The following is a 20,105-nucleotide window of genomic DNA, read 5'->3' as shown; positions in this document are numbered from 1 at the left end:
AAGGGCGCCGCATGAGTCCGATCAAGTCCATGGGCCCCTCGGGCCGGATTGCCGCGCTGTTCCAGAGCGCGCAGATCACGCCGCTGCTGGCGCTGGTCGCGCTGCTGCTGGGCATCTTTGCCGTGCTGGTGACGCCGCGCGAGGAGGAGCCGCAGATCAACGTCACCATGGCCAACGTCATCGTGCCTTTCCCGGGCGCCTCGGTGCGCGATGTCGAGCAGATGGTCGCGATTCCGGCCGAGCAGGTGCTGTCGCGCATCGCGGGCATCGAGCATGTGATGTCGGTCTCGCGCCCGGGCGTGGCGGTGCTGACGGTGCAGTTCAAGGTCGGCGTGCCGCGCTCGGAGGCGCTGGTGCGCCTGCACGACACGCTGCGCGACCACAGCGACTGGTTGCCGCAAGGGCTGGGCGTCATGGAGCCGCTGGTCAAGCCCAAGGGCATCGACGACGTGCCTATCGTGACGCTGACGCTGTTCAGCCAGGAGCCGGAGACCGGCGCCTACGAGCTCGAGCGGGTCGCGCACAGCATCGAGGCCGACCTCAAGCGGGTGCCGGGCACCCAGGACGTGAGCACGCTGGGCGGCCCGGGCCGCGCGGTGCGGGTGCAGATCGATCCGGGCCGCATGGCGGGTTCGGGCGTGACGGTGCAGGACCTGCGCCAGAGCCTGCAGTCGGCCAATATGGGCCTGCCGGTCGGCGAGCTGCTGGCTGGCAACCGCAGCATCAGCGTCGAGGCCGGCCCGTGGCTCTCGAGCGCCGACGAGGTCGCCGAGCTGATGGTCGGCGTGCGCGCCGGCAAGCCGGTGTTCCTGCGCGATGTCGCCGAGGTCAGCGAGGGTCCGCTGCCCGCCGCCCGCCATGTCTGGCATGGACTGAACCGGCAGCAGGGCGGCGGCGAATACCCGGCCGTGACGCTGGCGATCACCAAGAAGCCGGGCGAGAACGCGATCGATGTCGCCAATGCCGTGATGCAGCGCGTCGAGCAGCTGCACGGCAGCGTGATCCCGGACGGGGTCGAGGTCGCCGAGACGCGCAACTATGGTGCCAGCGCCAACGACAAGGCGCGCAAGCTGATCCAGAAGCTGCTGTTCGCGACTGCCTCGGTGGTGGCGCTGGTCTTCATCGCGCTGGGCCGGCGCGAGGCCGCCATCGTCGGCACCGCGGTGATCCTGACCCTGACCGTGACCCTGTTCGCCTCCTGGGCCTGGGGCTTCACGCTGAACCGGGTCTCGCTGTTCGCGCTGATCTTCTCGATCGGCATCCTGGTCGACGACGCGATCGTGGTGGTCGAGAACATCCACCGCCACCAGCAGCTCTACCCCGGCAAGACCCTGGCCGAGATCATCCCGGGCGCGGTCGACGAGGTCGGCGGCCCGACCATCCTGGCCACGCTGACCGTGATCGCGGCGCTGCTGCCGATGGCCTTCGTGACCGGACTGATGGGCCCCTACATGAGCCCGATCCCGATCAATGCCAGCATGGGCATGCTGCTGTCGCTGGCGATCGCCTTCGTCGTCACGCCCTGGCTGGCGCGGCTGTGGATGAAGGCTGGCCATGGCCATGCAGCCGGCGCCCATGGCGCGCCCACGGGCCTGGCCGCCAAACTCGGGCCCTTGTTCGAGCGCGTGTTCGGTCCGCTGCTGCACCCCGAGGCGGGCGGGCGCAACCGCAGGCTGCTGGGCCTGGGCATTGCCGGCCTGATCGCGCTGTCGGTGCTGCTGCCGGTCGTCGGCCTGGTGCAGCTCAAGATGCTGCCGTTCGACAACAAGTCCGAGTTCCAGGTCGTGGTCGACATGCCGGCCGGCACCCCGGTCGAGGACACGGCGGCGGTGCTGCGCGAGCTCGGCGCCTACCTGGCCACCGTGCCCGAGGTCACCGACTACCAGGCCTATGCCGGCACGGCGGCGCCGATCAACTTCAACGGCCTGGTGCGCCAGTATTACCTGCGCGCTGGCGGCGAGGTCGGCGACCTGCAGGTGAACCTGGTCGACAAGCACCATCGTTCCGACCAGAGCCACGCGATCGCGACCCGGCTGCGGCCCGAGCTGCAGGCGATCGGCAAGCGCTTCGGCGCCAATGTCAAGGTGGTCGAGGTGCCGCCGGGCCCGCCGGTGCTGTCGCCCATCGTGGCCGAGATCTACGGCCCGGAGGCCGAGGGCCGGCGCCAGGTTGCCAAGCAGGTGCGCGCGGTGTTCGAGCAGACCGCCAATGTGGTCGATGTCGACGACAGCAGCATCGCCGACGCGCCGCGCCAGCTGCTGCTGGTGGACCGAAGCAAGGCTGCGCTGCTGGGCGTGCCGCAGGCGGCGATCGTGAGCACGCTGCGCGCCGGCCTGGCCGGCGAGGAGGCGACCTGGCTGCACGACGGCAGCAAGTATCCGCTGCCGGCGCTGATCCAGCTGCCGCCCGAGCGCCATGGCGAACTCGACGCGCTGCTGCAGCTCGCCGTGCGCGGCTCGTCCGGCCAGCTGGTGCCGATCCGCGAGCTGGTCAAGGTCAGCGACACCCTGCGCGAGCAGCCGGTGATCCACAAGGACCTGCTGCCGGTCAACTTCGTGACCGCCGACATGGCCGGAAAGATCGACAGCCCGCTCTACGGCATGTTCCAGATGCGCGCGCGGATTGCCGAGCTCAAGCCCCCGGTCGGCGGCCAGCTGGAGGAGTATTTCATCCACCAGCCCGCCGATGCCTGGCGCGGCTACGCGCTCAAGTGGGACGGCGAGTGGCAGATCACCTACGAGACCTTCCGCGACATGGGCGCCGCCTATGGCGTCGGCCTGATCCTGATCTACCTGCTGGTGGTGGCGCAGTTCGGCAGCTATCTGACGCCGCTGATCATCATGGCGCCGATTCCGCTGACCCTGATCGGGGTGATGCCGGGCCATGCGCTGCTGGGCGCGCAGTACACCGCGACCAGCATGATCGGCATGATCGCGCTGGCCGGCATCATCGTGCGCAACTCGATCCTGCTGGTCGACTTCATCGAGCTGCAGGCCAGGGCGGGCGTGCCGTTCCGGCAGGCGGTGGTGCATTCGGCCGTCACGCGGGCCCAGCCCATCATGCTGACCGGACTGGCCGCGATGCTGGGCGCCTTCTTCATCCTCGACGATCCGATCTTCAACGGGCTGGCGATCTCGCTGATCTTCGGCATCCTGGTCTCGACCCTGCTGACCCTGGTCGTGATCCCGACCCTGTACTACGCGGCCTACCGCAAGCAGCACCCCGAGCGGCCGCAGCCGCCGGCTGGCGCTGAAGCGGCGGCCTGAACCCATTCAACCCATTCGCCATCCAAGGAGCAACCCATCATGACCACCTGGCAAATCGTTCGCGTCGTCGCCGGCAGCTTCATCCTGCTGTCGCTGGCGCTCGGCATCCCCGGCAGCCCGGTCTTCGTCAGCCAGTGGTGGCTGGCCTTCACCGCCTTCGTCGGCGCCAATCTGCTGCAGAGCGGCCTGACGAAATGGTGCTTGATGGAAACCCTGCTGCGCAAGCTCGGCTTCAAGCCCGGCTGCTGAGCCGCGCTCGAGCTGTTTCGACCCGTTGACGGATTTACGGAGCGCAAGGATGAGATCTCGCCCCCTGATTGCCGGCGCGCTGCTCGCGCTATGCGCCATGTCCCCCGGTTTTGCCAGTGCGACCGACCTGCTGCAGGTCTGGCAGGCGGCGCGCGAGCATGACCCGCAGGGCCAGGTGCTAGACGCGGCCCGCGCTGCCGGTGCCGCCCGGCGCGAGCAGGCCGCCGCGCTCTGGCGTCCGACCCTGGGCCTGAGCACCAGTGCCGGCTACTCGAGCGCCGACAGCCGCATGGACGGCGCACAGTTTGCCGCGCCGGGCTTCGGCCATTCGACCGGCGTGTCCTTCGGTACCTCGGTCGAGGGCGGCACGGCCACGCGCTGGGCCCTGGGCGCGCGCCAGCCGCTCTACAGCCCCGAGCGCCGGGCCCAGCAGCGCCAGCTGTCGCTGGCGGCCGATGCCGCCGACCTCGAGTGGCAGGCCGCGCAGCAGGACTGGATGCTGCAGACCGCGCAGCGCTATTTCGGCCTGTTGCTGGCCGAGCGCCGGCTGGCGCTGCTGAAGCAGCAGCAGGTCGCCGTCGACCGCGCCTACACCGAGGCCCAGGACCGCTACGCGCTGGGCGACCAGCCGATCACCGACAGCCACGAGGCCGCGGCGCGCGCGCGCGGCCTGCAGGCCCAGGTGCTGGCGGCGGCCAACGAGCTCGAGCTCGCGCGCCAGGCGCTGCAGGACAGCACCGGGCTGGCGGCCGAGCGACTCCAGCTGCAAGCGCCCTCCGGCCAGCTGGCCGACGGCGCGCTGGCCCCGCTCGAGTCATGGCTGGCGCTGGCGCAGCAGCACAACCCGCTGCTGCGCTTGCAGCAGGCCCAGGCCGAGGTCGCCGCGGCCGAGGTGCGCAAGCATGGCCTGGCCGGATCGGCCACGGTCGAGCTGGTGGCGCAGGCCTCGCGCGAGCGCCTGGGCGGCTCGGGCGATTACGGCACAGCCAGCAACAGCCAGAGCCAGCAGATGGTCGGCGTCGCGCTGAACCTGCCGCTCTACACCGGCGGCTGGCGCAGCGCCAAGCTGGCCGAGGCCTTGAGCCTGGAGCAAAAGGCCAGGGCCGAGCTCGAGCGAGTCCGGCTGCAGCTGGCGCAGCAGACGCGCGCCAGCTGGCTGGCGCTCAGCAGCGGCCAGGCCAGGCTGGCGGCGCTCGAGCAGGCGCTGGTCGCCAGCCGCGCGCGGCTGGACGCGACCCGGCTCGGTCGCCAGGTCGGCGACCGCACCACGCTCGACCTGCTCAATGCCGAGAACGATGCCGCGGCGGCCGAGCTCGCGCTGTTGCAGGCGCGCACCGAGCTGCTGCAGAATCGGCTGCAGCTCGAGGCGCTGGCCGGACAACTGGATTTGCCGGGGCTGCAGGCGGTCAACGCCAAGCTGCAGCCCTGAGCCGGATTTACCCACCAAGCCCGCAAGAGGAGACAGACCATGGCCCATGTCCTTGTCATCGGTGCAGGCGTCGGCGGCATGCCGGCCGCCTACGAGTTGCGCGAGATCCTGCCCCGCGAACACCGGATCACGGTGATCAGCGCGGTCGACTATTTCCAGTTCACGCCGTCGAACCCCTGGATCGCGGTGCACTGGCGCGAGCGCCAGCACACCACGCTCGAGATCGCGCCGCTGCTCGAGCGCAAGGGCATAGGCTTCATCGCCCAGCCGGTCACGGCCATCGATGCCGAGGCCAATCGCCTGACCCTGGCCGACGGACAGGGCGTGGACTACGACTACCTGGTGATCACGACCGGCCCCAAGCTGAGCTTCGACGAGGTGCCCGGCGCCGGACCGCATGGCGGCCACACCCATTCGATCTGCACCGTCGACCATGCCGAGCGCTTCTGGCAGGACTACCAGGCCTTCCTGGAAAACCCGGGGCCGGTGGTGATCGGCGCCATGCCGGGCGCGAGCTGCTTCGGGCCCGCCTACGAGTTTGCCTTCATCCTGGCCACCGACCTGCGCCGGCGCAAGCTGCGCCACAAGGTGCCGATCACCTATGTCAGCAGCGAGCCCTATGTCGGCCACATGGGCCTGGGCGGCGTCGGCGACAGCAAGTCCATGCTCGAGAGCGAGTTCCGCCAGAACGACATCAAGTGGATCACCAATGCCCGGACCACCAAGGTCGAGGCCGGCAAGCTGTTCGTGACCCAGCTCGACGACCTCGGCAATCCCTACCAGGAGCATGAGCTGCCGTTCAAGCTGGCGATGATGCTGCCGGCCTTCAAGGGCGTCGATGCGGTGGCGGCGGTGCCCGGGCTGTGCAACCCACGCGGCTTCGTGCTGATCGACGAACACCAGCGCAGCAAGAAGTACCGCAACATCTTTGCCGCCGGCGTCTGCGTGGCGATCCCGCCGGTCGAGGTCACGCCGGTGCCGACCGGTGCGCCCAAGACCGGCTACATGATCGAGAGCATGGTCAGCGCCATCGTCCACAATATCGTGGCCGAGCTCAACGGCCGGCCCGCCAGCGCCAGGGGCACCTGGAATGCGATCTGCCTGGCCGACATGGGCGACACCGGCGCGGCCTTCGTCGCGCTGCCGCAGATCCCGCCGCGCAACGTCAACTGGAACCGCAAGGGCAAGTGGGTGCACCTGGCCAAGATCGGCTTCGAGAAGTATTTCCTGCACAAGATGCGTGCCGGCCATTCCGAGCCGATCTACGAGAAATACGTGCTCAAGGCGCTCGGTATCCTGCGGCTCGAGAAGTGAACCCTGGAAAGCGATGACAAGATGAGCGAAGCCACCGTATCCGTCACCCTGCACCAGCAGCAGGACTACCGCTTCGAGATCCGTTTCGATGACACCATGCCGGTGCTGGTCTGCGACGAACCGCCGCCGCTCGGCAGCGGGCAGGGGCCGTCCCCGGTGCAGCTGCTGTGCGCCTCGGTCGGCAACTGCCTGAGCGACTCGCTGCTGTTTGCTCTGCGCAAGTTCAAGCAGGCGCCCGAGCCGATCAGCTGCACCGTGCAGGCCGAGGTCGGCCGCAATCCCGAGGGCCGCTTGCGCGTGCTCAAGCTAGGCGCCAGGCTGCAGCTCGGGGTGAAGGCCGCGGCGCTCGAGCATCTGGAGCGGGTGCTGGGCCAGTTCGACGCCTTCTGCACCGTGACCCAGAGCATCGGGCAGGGCATCCCGGTCACGGTCGAGGTGTTCGACGTCACGGGCGCCTTGCTGAAATCTTCCACTACCTGAATTGACTTGCATGAACTTCTGGGACCAGCAATTTTCCGGCGCCGGCTTCAAGTACGGCACCCGGCCCAATGCCTTCCTGCTTAGCCAGGCCAGCCGCCTGCCGAGCGCCGCGCGCATCCTGGTGCCGGGTGACGGCGAGGGGCGCAACAGCGTCTGGCTGGCCTCGCAGGGCCACCAGGTGCTGGCCATGGATGGCTCGGCGGTCGGACTGGCCAAGGCCCAGGCGCTGGCGGCCGAGCAGGGGGTCAGGATAGCCACCCAGCTCGCCGACCTGGCCGACTGGCAGCCGCCCGCCGGCGCCTTTGACGCGCTGGTGCTGACCTATGTCCACCTGCCGCCCGCAATCCGTGCCAGCGCCCACCAGAGGCTGGCCGATGCGCTGCGCCCGGGCGGCCTGCTGATCCTGGAGGCCTTCCACCCGAAGCAGCTCGAACGCAGCAGCGGCGGGCCCAAGCAGCTCGACATGCTCTATGCGCTGGCCGACCTCGAAGCAGACTTCGCGGGCCGGCTGCAATGGCTGCTGCGCGAGGAAGTCGAGACGGTGCTCGACGAGGGGCCTGGCCACCAGGGGCCGGCCTGGGTGACCCGGCTGGTGGGCCGCCGGACCTGAGTCAGCCCCATCACTGCACTTCCAGAAGGACTCCGATGACCGTTTCCCCCGCGCTCAAGCGGCGTCTCCTGCTCGGCGGCTCGGTCGCGCTGCTGGCGCTGCTGTTCCTGTTCGTGCTGCTGCGCACCGGCCCGTTGGCGCCGGTCCAGGTCACGGTCGCCGAGGTCAAGCCCGGCCGCTTCACGCCCGAGCTGTTCGGCATCGGCACGCTCGAGGCCAGGCACCACTGGATGCTGGGTCCCACGGCGCCAGGCCGGCTGCTGACGCTCCAGGTCGATGTCGGCGACCGGGTCCGGGCCGGGCAGCTGCTGGCCGAGATGGACCCGGTGGACCTGGACCAGCGGCTGCAGGCGCTCGATGCCAGCATCGCGCGCGCCAGCAGCGTGCAGGCCGCGGCTGCTGCGCAGCAGGCCGATGCCCGGGCCCGGCGCGAGCTCGCGCTGTCCAACCTGCGCCGCCAGCAGGAGCTGGCAAGGCAGCACTTCATCAGCGCAGGTGCCCTGGAGGCGCGCGGCCAGGAGCTGGCCTCGGCCGAGGCCGCGCTCGAGTCGGCGCGCGCCACGGCCCAGGCGGCGGCGCAGGATGCACTGCGCGCCAAGGCCGAGCGCGCGGCGCTGCAGCAGCAGCGCGCCAATGCCCGGCTGATCGCGCCGGCCGACGCGGTGGTGTCGGCGCGCGAGGCCGAGCCGGGCTCGACCGTCGTCGCAGGGCAGGCGGTGCTGCGCCTGATCGATCCGACCAGCCTGTGGGCCAGGGTGCGGCTGGACCAGGGCCGCTCCGCCGGTCTGGTGCCTGGCCTGCCGGCCCGGCTGCTGCTGCGCTCGCGCCCGCATGAGCCGGTGCCGGCCCGGGTGGCACGGGTCGAATGGCTCAGCGACAGCGTGACCGAGGAGCGCATCGCCCAGCTCTCGCTCGAGCAGATTCCGCCGGGCCTGTCGGTCGGCGAGATGGTCGAGGCCAGCATCGAGTTGCCGGCGATTGAAGACTCGCTGCTGCTGCCGGCAGCCAGCCTGCAGCGCCAGGGCGGCGCCACTGGGGTCTGGCGCCTGCAGGACGGCCGGCTGGCCTTCGCGCCGGTCCAGGTCGGTGCGAGCAGCCTGGACGGCCAGGTCCAGGTGCTGGCCGGGCTCAAGTCGGGCGAGCGGGTCGTGGTCTACAGCCAGAAGCCGCTGAGCGCCGATTCGCGCATCCAGGTGGTGGAGCAGCTGATCCGGCCCGCGGGTGCAGCCAGGACCGGCCCATGATCAGCCTAGCCGGACGCGACATCCTGCACGGCTGGCGCAAGTTCCTGCTGACGGGCATCGGACTCGGGCTGCTGATCGGCGTCACCTTCTCGATGGCCGGGCTCTACCGCGGCATGGTCGACGATGCCCAGGTGCTGCTGAGCAACAGCGGCGCCGACCTGTGGGTGGTGCAGCAGGGCACCCAGGGCCCTTATGCCGAGTCGTCCAGCCTGCGCGACGACCTGGTCCATGGCATCGAGGGCATGCCCGGGGTGGCGCTGGCAGCCAACGTGACCTATTTCAACATGCAGGTCAGGCGCGGCGACACCGAGGTGCGGGCCATGGTGGTCGGCATCGAGCCCGGCAAGCCCGGCAGTCCGAGCCATCTGGTGGCGGGCCGGCCGCTGAGCCGCAGCCATTACGAGGCGCTGGCCGATGTCAGGACCGGCTTCGCGCTTGGCGACCGCATCCGGCTGCGTCGCCACGACTACGAGGTGGTCGGACTGACCCGGCGCATGGTCTCGTCGGGCGGCGACCCGATGGTCTTCATCCCCTTGAAGGATGCGCAGCAGGCCCAGTTCCTCAAGGACAACGACGCCATCGTCAACGAGCGCGCGCGCAGCGCAGCCAATCCGGCCTTCAACCGCCCCGGCGTGCCGGGACTGCTGGAGGCCGTGGTCGAGAGCCAGAGCAGCAGCAGCCAGGTCAATGCCGTGCTGGTGCAGGTCAGGCAAGGGTTTTCTCCGGCTCAGGTGGCCGAGCCGATCCGGCGCTGGAAGCACCTGCAGGTCTACGACCGCGCCGGCATGGAAGAAATCCTGGTCGCCAAGCTGATCGCCACCTCGGCCAGGCAGATCGGCATGTTCCTGGTCATCCTGTCGGTGGTGAGCGCCGCCATCGTCGCCTTCATCATCTACACCATGACCATGGGCAAGCTGCGCGAGATCGCCGTGCTCAAGCTGATCGGCACCCGCAACTCGACCATCGCCTCGATGATCCTGCAGCAGGCGCTCGGGCTGGGGCTGATCGGCTTTGTCGTCGGCAAGTTCGCGGCCACCCTGTGGGCGCCGATCTTCCCGAAATACGTGCTGCTGCTGCCGCGCGATGCGCTGACCGGGCTGGTCGTGGTGCTGCTGATCTGCGCGCTGGCCAGCACGCTGGCGATCCGGATCGCGATCAAGGTCGATCCGGCCGAGGCGATCGGGGGCTGAGCATGACGATCACCTTATTGCCATCGTCCCCGTCTGGCGCCGCCGAGCCCGGGGCGGGCATCCTGGTCCAGGGCCTACGCAAGGTCTATGGCCAGGGCCAGACCGCGGTCGAGGCGCTGAAGCAGGTCGACCTGGTGGTCGGCCCGGGCGAGGTGGTGGGCCTGGTCGGGCCCTCGGGCTCGGGCAAGAGCACGCTGCTCAAGTGCCTGGGCGCCATCATCGAGCCGACCGCGGGCCGCATGGTGCTGGGCGGCAAGGTGCTGTACGACCAGGCCTGGGCCAGCCGCGACCTGAGCGCGCTGCGCCGCGACCATATCGGCTTCGTGTTCCAGGCGCCCTACCTGATCCCCTTCCTCGATGTCACCGACAACGTGGCCCTGCTGCCGATGCTGGCCGGGATGCCGAACGCGGCGGCCAGGAGCCGTGCCCTCGAGCTGCTGACCGAGCTCGACATGGCGCACCGGGCCCAGGCCGCGCCGTCCCAGCTCTCGGGTGGCGAGCAGCAGCGGGTGTCGATCGCGCGGGCGCTGGCGAACCGGCCGGCGGTGATCCTGGCCGACGAGCCCACCGCGCCGCTCGACAGCGAGCGCGCCCTGGGCGTGATGCGGCTGCTGGCCCGGATGGCGCGCCAGTACCAGGCCGCCGTCATCGTCGTGACCCATGACGAGAAGATCATCCCGACCTTCCGTCGCCTGTATCACATCCGCGACGGCAGAACGGTGGAGGAGCCGGGCCAGGGGCGGGCGCTGGACTGACTCAGTCGCCGCGCCGGCTGTGCGTCCAGTGCCGGTGCAGCGCGCGCGCCATGCCGTCGAGCGCGAAGCCGAGCGCGCCGATCAGCAGGATCACCGCCATCAGCTCGGAGTAGGCCAGCCGGTCGCGGGTGTCGAGGATGAAGTAGCCCAGGCCGGCGCTGACCCCGAGCATCTCGCAGGGCACCAGCACGATCCAGACGATGCCGATCGCGAGCCGGATGCCGGTCAGGACATGGCCGAGCACGCCCGGCAGCACGATCCGGCACAGCAGTTCCCAGCGCGTCGCGCTCAGGCTCTGGCCCAGCATCAGCCAGCGCGCATCGAGCTGGTGCACGCCGGAGACGGTGTTGAGCAGGATCGGCCAGACGGCGGCAAAGGCGAGCAGGAAGTAGATCGGCGCATCGCCGACGCCCAGCACCATCACCGCAATCGGCATCCAGGACAGCGGCGAGATCATGCGCAGGAACTGGAAGGCGATGCCGGTGCCGGCCTCGAGCCGGCGCGAGGCGCCGACGGCCAGGCCCAGCGGCACGCCGATCGCGAGCGCGATCAGCAGCCCGACCAGCACCCGCTTCAGGCTGACCAGCACATGCTCGGTCAGCTGGTTGCCGATCAGCAGCTGGTACAGGCTGGCCAGGGTCTGGTCGGGCGCGAGCGCGGCCGCCAGCGGCACCTTGGCCTGCAGCGACCAGGTGCCGCCCCACCAGGCGGCAATGACCAGCGTCAGCCCGAGCAGGCCCAGCATCCAGCGGGCGAGCGGGCCCGGCTTGTTCGAATTCGATCGCATCGGCCGCACTCAGCTTCCGAACACTTCGGTGCGCCCGAAGGACTCGGGGAAGCCGAAGGTCTTGAGCCCGCCGACCTGCCTGAGCGCCTGCTTGACGAAGCGGTCATCGACCAGGTCGGCGGCGGTCTTCTTGCCGTCGAGCGACTGGATGAAGGCGTTGTTGCCCTCGATCTGGGTCAGCTTGAGCAGCTCGACCATCTTCTCGGTGTAGCTCGGGAAGGGGTAGGGCTGGAAGTCGATGCGCTCCTCCTTCCATTCCGGGTGCCGGATCGCGCCGCTGGCCTGGTACTGGCGCGCCTGGTCGGCGCTGGGCTCGAGCACGCGCAGCAGCGCCTTGGCGCTGTGCGGGGTGTAGCGGTTGGCGCCGTCCTTGGCCAGCAGGCGCGCGGTTGCGGCGCGGTTGTCCTGGATCCAGGCCTGGGCCTGCACGAGGCTGCTGACCACCTTCTGGCTCCATTCGGGACGCTGGTTCAGGTCGCGCTCGTGCATGAAGACGACGCAGCAGGCGTGGTTCTTCCAGACATCGCCGGTGAAGCGCAGCACCTTGCCGACCTTGAGCAGCTCGGCGCTGGCATTGAAGGGCTCGGCGACGATGAAGCCGGCGATCTGCTTGGAGGCCAGTGCCGGCGTCATGTCCGACGGCGCCATCACGACCAGCTTGACCTGCTGCGGGCCGGCATCGCCCTTGGTGACGGCCTCGAGCTTGGCTTCGCGCAGCAGATGCTGCAGCACGACGTTGTGCATGGAATACCAGAACGGCACCGCGACGGTCTTGCCGCCGAGCTGCCTGATGTCGTTGATCTCGGGCGCGACGGTCAGCGCCGATCCGCCGACATGGTTCCAGGCCACGACCTTGGCCGGCACCTTGCTGCCGTAGCGGGCCCAGACCGTGATCGGCGACAGCAGGTGCACCACGTTGACCTGGCCGGCGATGAAGGCCTCGACCAGCTGGGCCCAGCTGCGGAACATGCGCGGCGGCTCGACCTGCAGGCCCTGCGCCTCGTAGAGCTTGTTGTGGTGCGCGACCAGCAGCGGCGTGGCATCGGTGATCGGCAGGTAGCCGATGCGCACCGGCGCATTGGCGTCGGTCGCCGCGCGCGCCTCGAAGGATTGCAGCAGCGGCAAGGCGCCGCCGGCGCTCAGCAGCGACGCGAGCTTGAGCCATTCACGGCGGTTGTTCAGCAGGATTTGCGACATGTCAGATCTCGTAGGTCAGGGGCTCGGAGGGGGAGGGCTGCCGCGCCGGGGCGCGGGCCTGGTGCAGCGCCTCGACGACGGACAGGCGCAGCTGGGCCAGTGCGCGCACATGGTCGGCGCGCGGCTCGGGGATGTCGACGCTCCAGCTGCCGGCCAGGCGGCCGGGCTGGCCGCCGATCAGCACCACGCGGTCGGCCAGGAGCAGCGCCTCGTCGATGTCGTGCGTGACCAGCACCGCGGCGGTCCGGTGGCGCCGGCAGACGCCGCGCAGCAGCTGCTGCATCTCGCCGCGCGTGACCTCGTCGAGCGCGCTGAACGGCTCGTCGAGCAGCAGGATCTCGGGCTGGCGCGACAGCGCGCGCGCCAGCGCGGTGCGCTGCGCCATGCCGCCCGAGAGCTCTGCGGGATAGCGCCGGTGTGCCTCGCTCAAGCCGACTTCGGCAATCGCGTCGCTGACGCGCTGCCTGCGTTCGGCCGGGCTCAGTGCCGGCTGGTGCTTGAAGTCGAGGCCGAAGGCGACGTTCTGCTCCAGCGACAGCCAGGGCAGCAGGCAGGGGTCCTGGAACACCATGCTCAGGCGCGGATGCGGACCGCGCAGCGGCTCGCCGTGCACCTGCACCAGGCCGCTCTCTGCGCCCTGCAGGCCGGCGAGCACGCGCAGCAGCGAGGACTTGCCGACCCCGCTGGGTCCGAGCAGCGCGACGATCTCGCCGGCCGCGATGCGCAGCGAGAAATCCTCCAGCACGCGCCGGCGGCTGCCGTCCGGCTGGGCGTAGGCCAGGGCGATGCCCTGGGCATCCAAAACGAAGTCGGCGCTCATGGTTCCTGTCTCGGTTTTCAATCGGTCCCGCCTTGCAGCGTCAGCGGGCAGGAGCTGGTCTTGACCCGCACCACCACCGGACGACCCTCGTAGCGCAGCGGCGGGCAGCCGCAGATCGCGGCAGCCAGCGTGCTGGCCTGGCGCGAGATCGGCTCGATGAAGCGGCTGACGGTACCGGCCACGCTGGCGCAGTCGCCCAGCGCATAGATGCCGGGCTGGCTGCTGCCCATCGTTTGCGGGTCGACCACGATGCCGCGGTCCCAGTCGAGCGCGGCGCCTTGCGCCAGCCGGCTGGGCGTCTGCAGTCCGGTCGCCGCGATCACCTGGTCGGCCTCGAACTGCTGGCCGCAGGCGGTGCTCAGGCGGTAGCGGGGCCGCTCGCCGGCATCGATGCGCTGCAGCCCGGCCAGCTCGATGCCGCCGACGAAGCGGATCGGCAGCGCCTGCCAGGCCTGCAGCAGCTGCGCGCCGGCGCCCTGGTCCCGCCAGCGCGCCAGCGGCTCGGGCTGGCTGTCGAGCAGCGTGAGCTGGTGTCCGCCGAGCGCGAGGTCGTTGGCCAGCTCGCTGCCTATCAGGCCCGCGCCGACGATGGCGACCTGCTGCGGGCCGGCCTGCAGCGCGGCCCTGAGCTTGCGGTAGTCATCCAGGTGGTTGATGCGCCAGCAGTTCGCGGTCGACAGCGGCGACGGCAGCCCGGCCTGGGCGCCATGCGCGAGCACCAGATGGCTGTAGGCGAGGTTGCCGCGCGTCGTGCGCAGCCGCTGACGCGCTGCATCGATGCGGATCGCGTGCGTGTGCGCCAGCAACCTGACATCGAGCCGTCTCGCCGCGTCGCGGCCCGACTCCTTGACCAGCTGCTGCGGCGCGATGCCGCGCGCCAGCGCGACCGACAGCAGCGGCTTGTCGTAGAGGTCGCCCGAGCAGGCGCTGACCAGGGTGATCGGCAATGCCGCATCCTGGGCGCGCAGCCGCTCGGCCAGGGTCCAGCCGGCGCGGCCTGCGCCGACGATCACGACGCTGCTGGCCTGGCAGTTGGCCGGCCAGGGGCCGGCGCCGTCGCGCGCCTGCGCCCTGAGCGTCTCGAGGCAGACCGGCTGGTAGGGGCTGAAGTCGGCCTTGGTCACGCCGCACAGCGGGCAGACCCAGTCCTCGGGGATGTCGGCGAAGCGGGTGCCGGGCGCCAGGCCCGAGTCCGGGTCGCCGAGCGCCTCGTCGTAGACATAGCCGCAGGCGTCGCAGATGTATTTTTGCCAGGGCGTCGCGCCCGCATCAGGTGCCGTCATGCCGGAGTCTCTTGCTGGCTCAGGCGCGCCATTTCCTTGCGCAGGTGCTTGATCGCTGGCGTGACGATGGCGACGAAATGCGACTCGCGCACGCGCCGCTGCACCGCCGAGCTCATCAGGTAGCCGCGCGCGCCCTGGTGCAGCAGCGCCGATTGCGCCGCGCGCAGCGCCAACTCAGCCCCTTGCGCGCGCGCGTCGAGCACGTCGAGGAAGAACTCGTTCGAGCTGTTGAACGGCGTCTCGGCCAGCTTCATGACGCGCGCCGTCAGCTCGTCGAGCTCGGCCTGCAGCGCATCGGGGCGCTCGTCGAGGAACTGGTTGACATGGCCGAGCTGCGGCTCGACCGCCCACATCGAGTCGATCGCGCCCTGGATCACGCCGACTGCCATGCCGCATTGCAGCATGACGAAGGCGGCACGGATGCGGGCGATGAAGGGCTTGGCCGGATCGGCCATCAGGCGATCGGCGCCGACGAAATAGTCCTTCAGCCGCAGCGCATAGGTGCCGGTGCCCTCCATGCCGGCGAAGCTCGGGCATTCGTGCAGCTCGACGCCCGGGTCGCTGCAGTCGAGCAGGAACATCACCTCGCGGCCCAGCGCCTGCTCGCCGTCGGTCACGGCTGCGATGGCGCCGCAGTAATGATCCTGGTCGAGGTTGCTGACCCAGGGCAGGTTGCCGTTGACGAGGTAGCCGCCCTCGACCGGCTGCGCCTTGAGCAGCAGCGTCTCGATCTGGGCATAGCTCTTCATCGGGTTCGACAGCGCGGTGCCGCCTAGGCCCAGGCCGCCGACATGGCGCTGCAGCCGCTCGCCGCTCAGCGCCGGATTGCCCGACTGCTGCAGGTACAGGCCGCAGACCGCGTGGCACCAGACCATGAAGCCGGTCGCGCCGCAGACGCGCGAGACCTCGGCCATCGCGCGTATCGCCAGCCCGAAATCGCTGCCGCCATGCGGCGCGTCCAGGTGGGCGCTGATCGCGCCGAGGCGGGCCAGCTCGCCGAGCTCGGCCTTGGGGTAGTAGCCCTGGCGGTCGATCGCTTCGACCTGGGCGGCCAGCGGTCCCTGCGCGAAGGCGCGCACCGCGCCCAGCAGTTGATCGGCATCGAGGGTCGTCATGTCATGGTTTCCGGCTACGCACTCTGGGCCTGCCTGCACGGCTCAGGCCTTGGCTTCCCAGCGGTAGGCGGCCAGCTCGGGGTTGAGCTCGGTGCCCGCCAGGCTGTTGGCGAAGTTGCACAGGGTGGCCAGCGCGACGCCCAGGATGGTCTCGAGCACCTGCTGCTCGCCGTAGCCGGCGTCGTAGAAGGCCTGCAGCTCGGCCGGCGACACCGCGCCGCGGCTGCGGATCACGGCGCGGGTGAACTCGGCCAGCGCCTCGAGCTTGGGGTTGGGCAGCGGGGTCTGGTCGCGCATCGCGTTGACCAGCTCGGGCGCCAGCTTGCCCTGCTTGTAGCAGATCGCGGTGTGGCCGGCGACGCAGAAGGCGCAGCCGTGGTTGGTCGCCGCGGTGATCTGGACCGTCTCGCGCTCCTCGAGCGTGAAGCTGGTGCGGCCGTTGATCTCGCCGACCTTGATATACATCTCGACGGCGGTCGGCGCGTTGGCCAGCACGCCCATCAGGTTGGGGATGAAGCCGTTGCGGGCCTTGGAGGCCTCGAGGTAGGGCTTGCTGGCTTCGGGGGCGGTCTCGGGGGTCTGGATGGTCAGGCGGGACATGGAAACTCCTGTGCAAAGATAGCTACGATTGTTCCGGCAGCCGCTGATGCGATCCAGGTGCAGGAGTCCCGTTCTCTTGCCCGAAAGTCCCAGTCCCGGCTCAGGCGGCCAGCCGCGAGCCGACCGAGCGCCGCAGCGTGCCCGGCAGCGAGCCGGTGATCTTCTTGAATGCGCGCGAGAACGCCGCGTCGGACTGGTAGCCGGCCTTCTCGGCCGCGCGCGCCAGCGGCATGCCCTCGACGATCCAGCGCGAGGCCAGCTGCATGCGCAGCTGCGCGACGAACTGGCTCGGCGAGGTGCCCGCGGTCTGCGAGAACAGCCGGAAGAACTTGCTGCGCGACATGTGCGTCAGGTCGGCCATCTGCTCGACGCTCCAGTCCCGTCCCGGCTCGCGCAGGATCGCCTCGAGCAGCGGCGTGAACTCGGGCCGAGCGAGCACCGCCCACAGGCCTTCCTCGACCTCCTGGCGCCGGCACAGGTGGCGCACGACATAGAAGAACATCAGGTCGACCAGCTTGGTCAGCAGCGGCGACGGCTCCGCGCTGCCGTTGCTCGCCTCGGCCAGCACCAGGTCGAACAGGGGCCGGATCTCGCGCAGCTCGGCGCGCTCGCGCGAGACCACCACATAGGCCGGGAACTTGGCCAGGAAGACCTCGTTGATCGGCGCGCGGAACTCGAAGAAGCCGCAGGCCAGCGCCGTGCTGCAGGGTGCCGCCAGGTCGATCGCCTGCATGGCAGGCCTGGGCGAGCCGGCCGCGGCACCAGCGTCCTCGTGCGGACTGAGCAGGTGCGGCAGGTCGCGCAGGAAGAAGACCGCATCGCCGGCCTGCAGCTTCTGCTTCTGTCCGCTCTCGCTCAGGTGCAGCCAGCAGTCGCCGTTGAGGATGACATGGAAGCCGCCCTGCGCCATGCCGGCGGTCGAGGCCTGCCAGGAGCCGCAGTACTGCCCGAGGTGGAACAGCGTGGTCCGCAGATCCAGGCTGCCGAGCAGCCATTGAATCAGTCGATCCTGGTGTGGGGTCATGGAAACAGGCGATCCGGAGGGGTGAACAGGGAGGGGGAGTCGCGGCAGCGCGGTGTTCTGCCGGGATGGGGGCGAATCATAGGCAGGCTTGTGATATTTCTAAACTAATATTTAGTAGCTTCCATATTTCTTTTTTGCATATATGCTGGCCGCAGCTTCACCTGACTGTCATGACGGGCCGATAGATTCAGTCGATCCCTCTCACTATCAGGAGTTTTTGTGGATATCAATTCCAAATCGATATTGTTTTCGCGGCCGGCATTGACCGCGGCGATCGCTGCCGCGCTGGCTGGCGGCCTGACCGCCTGCGGCGATTCGGACCAGCCTGCTGCCGTCCTGCCCGAGTCCGCCACGGCCGAGCTGGCCATCCTCGAGACCTCGGACCTGCATGCCAACCTGCTGAGCTACGACTATTTCCGCCTCGCCGAGGACAAGAGCATCGGTTTCGAGCGCACTGCCACGCTGATCAAGCAGGCCCGTGCCGATTTTCCGAACAACCTGCTGATCGACAACGGCGACACCATCCAGGGCACGGCCCTGGCCGACTACCAGGCGCTGGTCAAGCCGGTCAGCTGCAGCCAGAAGCTGGCCACCTACAAGGCCATGGACGCGATCGGCTTCGACGCCGGCACGCTGGGCAACCACGAGTTCAACTACGGACTGCCCTACCTGGCGCAGGTCACAGGCACCAAGTTCAACGTCGACGGCATGCCCGCCGTGGCCAGCCAGCCCAGCTGCGCCGGCCCGGCCTTTCCGCTGGTGCTGGCCAACGTGAGCAGCAAGAAGGACGGTGCCCCGCTGTACAAGCCCTACACCCTGATCAACAAGAAGGTCAGCGCCAAGGACAAGGACGGCAAGACCATCGAGACCACGGTCAAGGTGGCGGTGATCGGCTTCACGCCGCCGGCCATCCTGCAATGGGACAAGCGCTGGCTCGAAGGCAAGGTCGATGTGCAGGGCGTGGTGGAGGCCGCGACCAAGTACGTGCCGATGGCCCGCGCCGAGGGGGCCGATATCGTGATCGCCGCCTCGCACGGCGGCTGGGACACCGGCGCCTACAGCCCCAGCATGGAAAACGCCAACTACTACCTGGCCAAGGTGCCGGGCATCGACGGCATCCTGATGGGCCACTCGCACAGCGAGTTCCCGAATGCGGTTTGCAGCACCGCCGCCTGCAACGCCGCCGGCGTCGACAAGGTCAAGGGCACTTTCCACGGCGTGCCGGCCGTGATGCCGAGCTTCTGGGGCAAGGCCATCGGGGTCATCAACTACCAGCTGGTGGTCAGGAACGGCAAGTGGACCATAGACAGCGGCAAGACCGCGGTGAGCCTGCGCAAGGCGCTGACCGACGCCACGGCCAAGACCTATGTGCCCGTCGATCCGGCGATCGCGGCCGTGGTCAAGACCGAGCATGAGGCGGCGATCGACTACGTGAAGACCCCGATCGGCCAGTCCGACTTCGCCCTGTCGTCCTACTTCGCCGACGTGGGCGATGTGACCGCGATCCAGGTGGTCAACGCCGCGCAGGCCGACTATGTCGCCAAGTACGTGGCCGCCAACCTGCCGCAGTACAAAGACCTGCCCGTGCTGTCGGTCAGCGCGCCGTTCAAGAGCGGCTTCGGCGGCGGCACCGACTTCACCGACGTGAAGCAGGGGCCGATCGCGATCAACAACGCCGCCGACCTCTACCTCTATCCCAATACCGTCTATGCCGTCAAGGTGACGGGCGCGGGCATCAAGACCTGGCTCGAGAAGGCGGCCGAGCGCTTCAACCAGATCGACCCGAGCCTGACCACGGCGCAGCCGCTGATCTCGACCTTCCCGGGCTACAACTTCGACATGTTCACCTCGGCCGACCTGAGCTACGAGATCGACGTGACCCAGGCCAAGGGCAGCCGGATCAAGAAGCTGACCTACAAGGGCGCCCCGATCAATGCCAGCGCCGAGTTCATCATTGCGACCAACAACTACCGCGCCACCAGCGGCACGCAGTTCGGCCTGACGGCGGACAACATCATCCATGCCTCGCCCGATGCCAACCGCGATGTGCTGATCGACTACATCAAGGCGCGCAAGAACCTGACGCTGGCCGCCGACGGTTCAACCCGCAGCTGGCGCTTCACAAAGGTCGCCACGGCGGGCCCGGTGACCTTCGTCTCGGGCAGTAACAAGCTGTCGGTCGCGCAGACCGCCGGCCTTGGCAACATCAGCGTGGTGAGCAACGACGACGGCAGCGGCAAGGGGCAGGGCGTCTACGCCATCGACCTGTCCAGGTAAGGCCGGCTTACTTGGACTTGTAGGAATCGTGGCAGGCCTTGCAGCTGGCTGCGGCCTCGCCAAACGATTTCTTCACCGCATCCAGGCTGCCGGTCCTGGCTGCGGCGTCGAGCGCCACGGTGGCGCTCACCAGCTTGTCCGCGCCGGCCTTGAACTTGCCCGTCTCGCTCCACAGCTCGGGCTTGGCCTTGCTGTCGAGCTTCTGGCTTTCCGGCGTGAAGCCGGCCCAGGGCAGGCGGCTCAGCATCAGCACCACGGCGGCGTCCTCCTGCGCCTTCTGGGCATCGAACGGCACCTTGCCGTTGGCCATGGCGCCCAGGCGGCTGAAATGCGTTCCCATGACCGACAAGGCGCTCTGGCGATACTTCACCGCATCTTCGGGCTTCTGGAACTGGGCCTGGGCGGCACCTGCCGACAGGAGGGCGACTGAGAGCATCAAGGCGTGGCTGGCTTTCATCGAGGGCT

Annotated in this window: 18 protein-coding genes; 10 read left to right on the top strand and 8 right to left on the bottom strand. The window is 69.3% G+C overall.

The genetic code is table 11. From position 1 onward, the window contains the following. Nucleotides 1-11 precede the first annotated feature (11 nt). From C6P64_RS09495 to C6P64_RS09455, 9 genes are read left to right on the top strand one after another with little or no spacing between them, the layout of a single operon-like run. On the top strand, nt 12-3,266 hold the full coding sequence (locus C6P64_RS09495) for an efflux RND transporter permease subunit (RefSeq protein ID WP_105748323.1): 3,255 nt from the start codon (nt 12-14) through the stop codon (nt 3,264-3,266). 39 nt (nt 3,267-3,305) lie between these two features. Continuing rightward, a complete protein-coding gene (locus tag C6P64_RS09490) occupies nt 3,306-3,515 on the top strand; it encodes a YgaP family membrane protein (RefSeq protein WP_105748322.1) in 210 nt (69 codons plus the stop codon). A gap of 49 nt (nt 3,516-3,564) precedes the next feature. After that, entirely contained in the window at nt 3,565-4,944 is a 1,380-nt protein-coding gene (locus tag C6P64_RS09485) for a TolC family protein (RefSeq protein WP_105748321.1), read from the top strand. Nucleotides 4,945-4,983: 39 nt separating this feature from the next. Beyond that, on the top strand, nt 4,984-6,258 hold the full coding sequence (locus tag C6P64_RS09480) for an NAD(P)/FAD-dependent oxidoreductase (protein WP_105748320.1): 1,275 nt from the start codon (nt 4,984-4,986) through the stop codon (nt 6,256-6,258). Nucleotides 6,259-6,279: 21 nt separating this feature from the next. Beyond that, nucleotides 6,280-6,738, top strand: a complete 459-nt coding sequence (locus tag C6P64_RS09475) for an OsmC family protein (RefSeq protein ID WP_105748319.1) — start codon at nt 6,280-6,282, stop codon at nt 6,736-6,738. Nucleotides 6,739-6,748: 10 nt separating this feature from the next. Then, a complete protein-coding gene (locus tag C6P64_RS09470; RefSeq protein ID WP_105748318.1) occupies nt 6,749-7,348 on the top strand; it encodes a class I SAM-dependent methyltransferase in 600 nt (199 codons plus the stop codon). Nucleotides 7,349-7,383: 35 nt separating this feature from the next. Beyond that, nucleotides 7,384-8,592 (top strand): efflux RND transporter periplasmic adaptor subunit, encoded by a 1,209-nt coding sequence (locus C6P64_RS09465; RefSeq protein ID WP_105748317.1) that lies wholly within the window; start codon nt 7,384-7,386, stop codon nt 8,590-8,592. Next, nucleotides 8,589-9,782, top strand: a complete 1,194-nt coding sequence (locus C6P64_RS09460; RefSeq protein ID WP_105748316.1) for an ABC transporter permease — start codon at nt 8,589-8,591, stop codon at nt 9,780-9,782. The genes C6P64_RS09465 and C6P64_RS09460 overlap by 4 nt, the downstream gene beginning before the upstream one ends. A gap of 2 nt (nt 9,783-9,784) precedes the next feature. Then, a complete protein-coding gene (locus C6P64_RS09455; RefSeq protein WP_105748315.1) occupies nt 9,785-10,537 on the top strand; it encodes an ABC transporter ATP-binding protein in 753 nt (250 codons plus the stop codon). A gap of 1 nt (nt 10,538) precedes the next feature. On the opposite strand, the gene C6P64_RS09450 is transcribed toward C6P64_RS09455, so the two are convergent. The 7 genes from C6P64_RS09450 to C6P64_RS09420 form a co-directional block, all read right to left on the bottom strand. Continuing rightward, nucleotides 10,539-11,324 (bottom strand): ABC transporter permease, encoded by a 786-nt coding sequence (locus C6P64_RS09450; RefSeq protein WP_105748314.1) that lies wholly within the window; start codon nt 11,322-11,324, stop codon nt 10,539-10,541. A gap of 9 nt (nt 11,325-11,333) precedes the next feature. Further along, entirely contained in the window at nt 11,334-12,521 is a 1,188-nt protein-coding gene (locus C6P64_RS09445) for an ABC transporter substrate-binding protein (RefSeq protein WP_105748313.1), read from the bottom strand. Between the two features lies 1 nt (nt 12,522). Then, nucleotides 12,523-13,341 (bottom strand): ABC transporter ATP-binding protein, encoded by an 819-nt coding sequence (locus C6P64_RS09440; RefSeq protein ID WP_105748312.1) that lies wholly within the window; start codon nt 13,339-13,341, stop codon nt 12,523-12,525. Nucleotides 13,342-13,358: 17 nt separating this feature from the next. Beyond that, nucleotides 13,359-14,624 (bottom strand): rubredoxin, encoded by a 1,266-nt coding sequence (rd, locus tag C6P64_RS09435; protein ID WP_105748311.1) that lies wholly within the window; start codon nt 14,622-14,624, stop codon nt 13,359-13,361. Next, on the bottom strand, nt 14,621-15,739 hold the full coding sequence (locus C6P64_RS09430; RefSeq protein ID WP_105748310.1) for an acyl-CoA dehydrogenase family protein: 1,119 nt from the start codon (nt 15,737-15,739) through the stop codon (nt 14,621-14,623). The genes rd and C6P64_RS09430 overlap by 4 nt, the downstream gene beginning before the upstream one ends. 42 nt (nt 15,740-15,781) lie before the next feature. After that, nucleotides 15,782-16,339 (bottom strand): carboxymuconolactone decarboxylase family protein, encoded by a 558-nt coding sequence (locus tag C6P64_RS09425; RefSeq protein ID WP_105748309.1) that lies wholly within the window; start codon nt 16,337-16,339, stop codon nt 15,782-15,784. Between the two features lie 100 nt (nt 16,340-16,439). Beyond that, nucleotides 16,440-17,363 carry an AraC family transcriptional regulator gene (locus tag C6P64_RS09420; protein WP_105748308.1) on the bottom strand — a complete coding sequence of 308 codons (924 nt, stop codon included), beginning with the start codon at nt 17,361-17,363 and terminating at the stop codon, nt 16,440-16,442. Nucleotides 17,364-17,603: 240 nt separating this feature from the next. Here C6P64_RS09420 and C6P64_RS09415 point away from each other — a divergent pair, with 240 nt between their 5' ends. Continuing rightward, nucleotides 17,604-19,640 (top strand): bifunctional 2',3'-cyclic-nucleotide 2'-phosphodiesterase/3'-nucleotidase, encoded by a 2,037-nt coding sequence (locus C6P64_RS09415; protein WP_105748355.1) that lies wholly within the window; start codon nt 17,604-17,606, stop codon nt 19,638-19,640. Nucleotides 19,641-19,647: 7 nt separating this feature from the next. Here C6P64_RS09415 and C6P64_RS09410 read toward each other — a convergent pair whose 3' ends face one another. Then, a complete protein-coding gene (locus tag C6P64_RS09410) occupies nt 19,648-20,097 on the bottom strand; it encodes a c-type cytochrome (RefSeq protein WP_105748307.1) in 450 nt (149 codons plus the stop codon). Nucleotides 20,098-20,105 lie beyond the last annotated feature (8 nt).

The sequence above is a fragment of the Malikia granosa genome, from assembly GCF_002980595.1.
Taxonomy (GTDB): Bacteria; Pseudomonadota; Gammaproteobacteria; order Burkholderiales; family Burkholderiaceae_C; genus Malikia; species Malikia granosa.
The sequence above is the reverse complement of the archived record's forward strand: the minus strand, read 5'-3'. Positions and strand labels throughout refer to the sequence as shown.

What these genes read in the sequence shown, in the direction of transcription:
- C6P64_RS09425 (WP_105748309.1), bottom strand. Translation starts at nt 16,339, where the DNA reads ATGTCCCGCCTGACCATCCAGACCCCCGAGACCGCCCCCGAAGCCAGC.
- C6P64_RS09490 (WP_105748322.1), top strand. Translation starts at nt 3,306, where the DNA reads ATGACCACCTGGCAAATCGTTCGCGTCGTCGCCGGCAGCTTCATCCTG.
- C6P64_RS09420 (WP_105748308.1), bottom strand. Translation starts at nt 17,363, where the DNA reads ATGACCCCACACCAGGATCGACTGATTCAATGGCTGCTCGGCAGCCTG.
- C6P64_RS09440 (WP_105748312.1), bottom strand. Translation starts at nt 13,341, where the DNA reads ATGAGCGCCGACTTCGTTTTGGATGCCCAGGGCATCGCCCTGGCCTAC.
- C6P64_RS09480 (WP_105748320.1), top strand. Translation starts at nt 4,984, where the DNA reads ATGGCCCATGTCCTTGTCATCGGTGCAGGCGTCGGCGGCATGCCGGCC.
- C6P64_RS09485 (WP_105748321.1), top strand. Translation starts at nt 3,565, where the DNA reads ATGAGATCTCGCCCCCTGATTGCCGGCGCGCTGCTCGCGCTATGCGCC.
- C6P64_RS09475 (WP_105748319.1), top strand. Translation starts at nt 6,280, where the DNA reads ATGAGCGAAGCCACCGTATCCGTCACCCTGCACCAGCAGCAGGACTAC.
- C6P64_RS09410 (WP_105748307.1), bottom strand. Translation starts at nt 20,097, where the DNA reads ATGAAAGCCAGCCACGCCTTGATGCTCTCAGTCGCCCTCCTGTCGGCA.
- C6P64_RS09430 (WP_105748310.1), bottom strand. Translation starts at nt 15,739, where the DNA reads ATGACGACCCTCGATGCCGATCAACTGCTGGGCGCGGTGCGCGCCTTC.
- C6P64_RS09445 (WP_105748313.1), bottom strand. Translation starts at nt 12,521, where the DNA reads ATGTCGCAAATCCTGCTGAACAACCGCCGTGAATGGCTCAAGCTCGCG.
- C6P64_RS09465 (WP_105748317.1), top strand. Translation starts at nt 7,384, where the DNA reads ATGACCGTTTCCCCCGCGCTCAAGCGGCGTCTCCTGCTCGGCGGCTCG.
- C6P64_RS09450 (WP_105748314.1), bottom strand. Translation starts at nt 11,324, where the DNA reads ATGCGATCGAATTCGAACAAGCCGGGCCCGCTCGCCCGCTGGATGCTG.
- C6P64_RS09455 (WP_105748315.1), top strand. Translation starts at nt 9,785, where the DNA reads ATGACGATCACCTTATTGCCATCGTCCCCGTCTGGCGCCGCCGAGCCC.
- C6P64_RS09495 (WP_105748323.1), top strand. Translation starts at nt 12, where the DNA reads ATGAGTCCGATCAAGTCCATGGGCCCCTCGGGCCGGATTGCCGCGCTG.
- C6P64_RS09460 (WP_105748316.1), top strand. Translation starts at nt 8,589, where the DNA reads ATGATCAGCCTAGCCGGACGCGACATCCTGCACGGCTGGCGCAAGTTC.
- rd (WP_105748311.1), bottom strand. Translation starts at nt 14,624, where the DNA reads ATGACGGCACCTGATGCGGGCGCGACGCCCTGGCAAAAATACATCTGC.
- C6P64_RS09470 (WP_105748318.1), top strand. Translation starts at nt 6,749, where the DNA reads ATGAACTTCTGGGACCAGCAATTTTCCGGCGCCGGCTTCAAGTACGGC.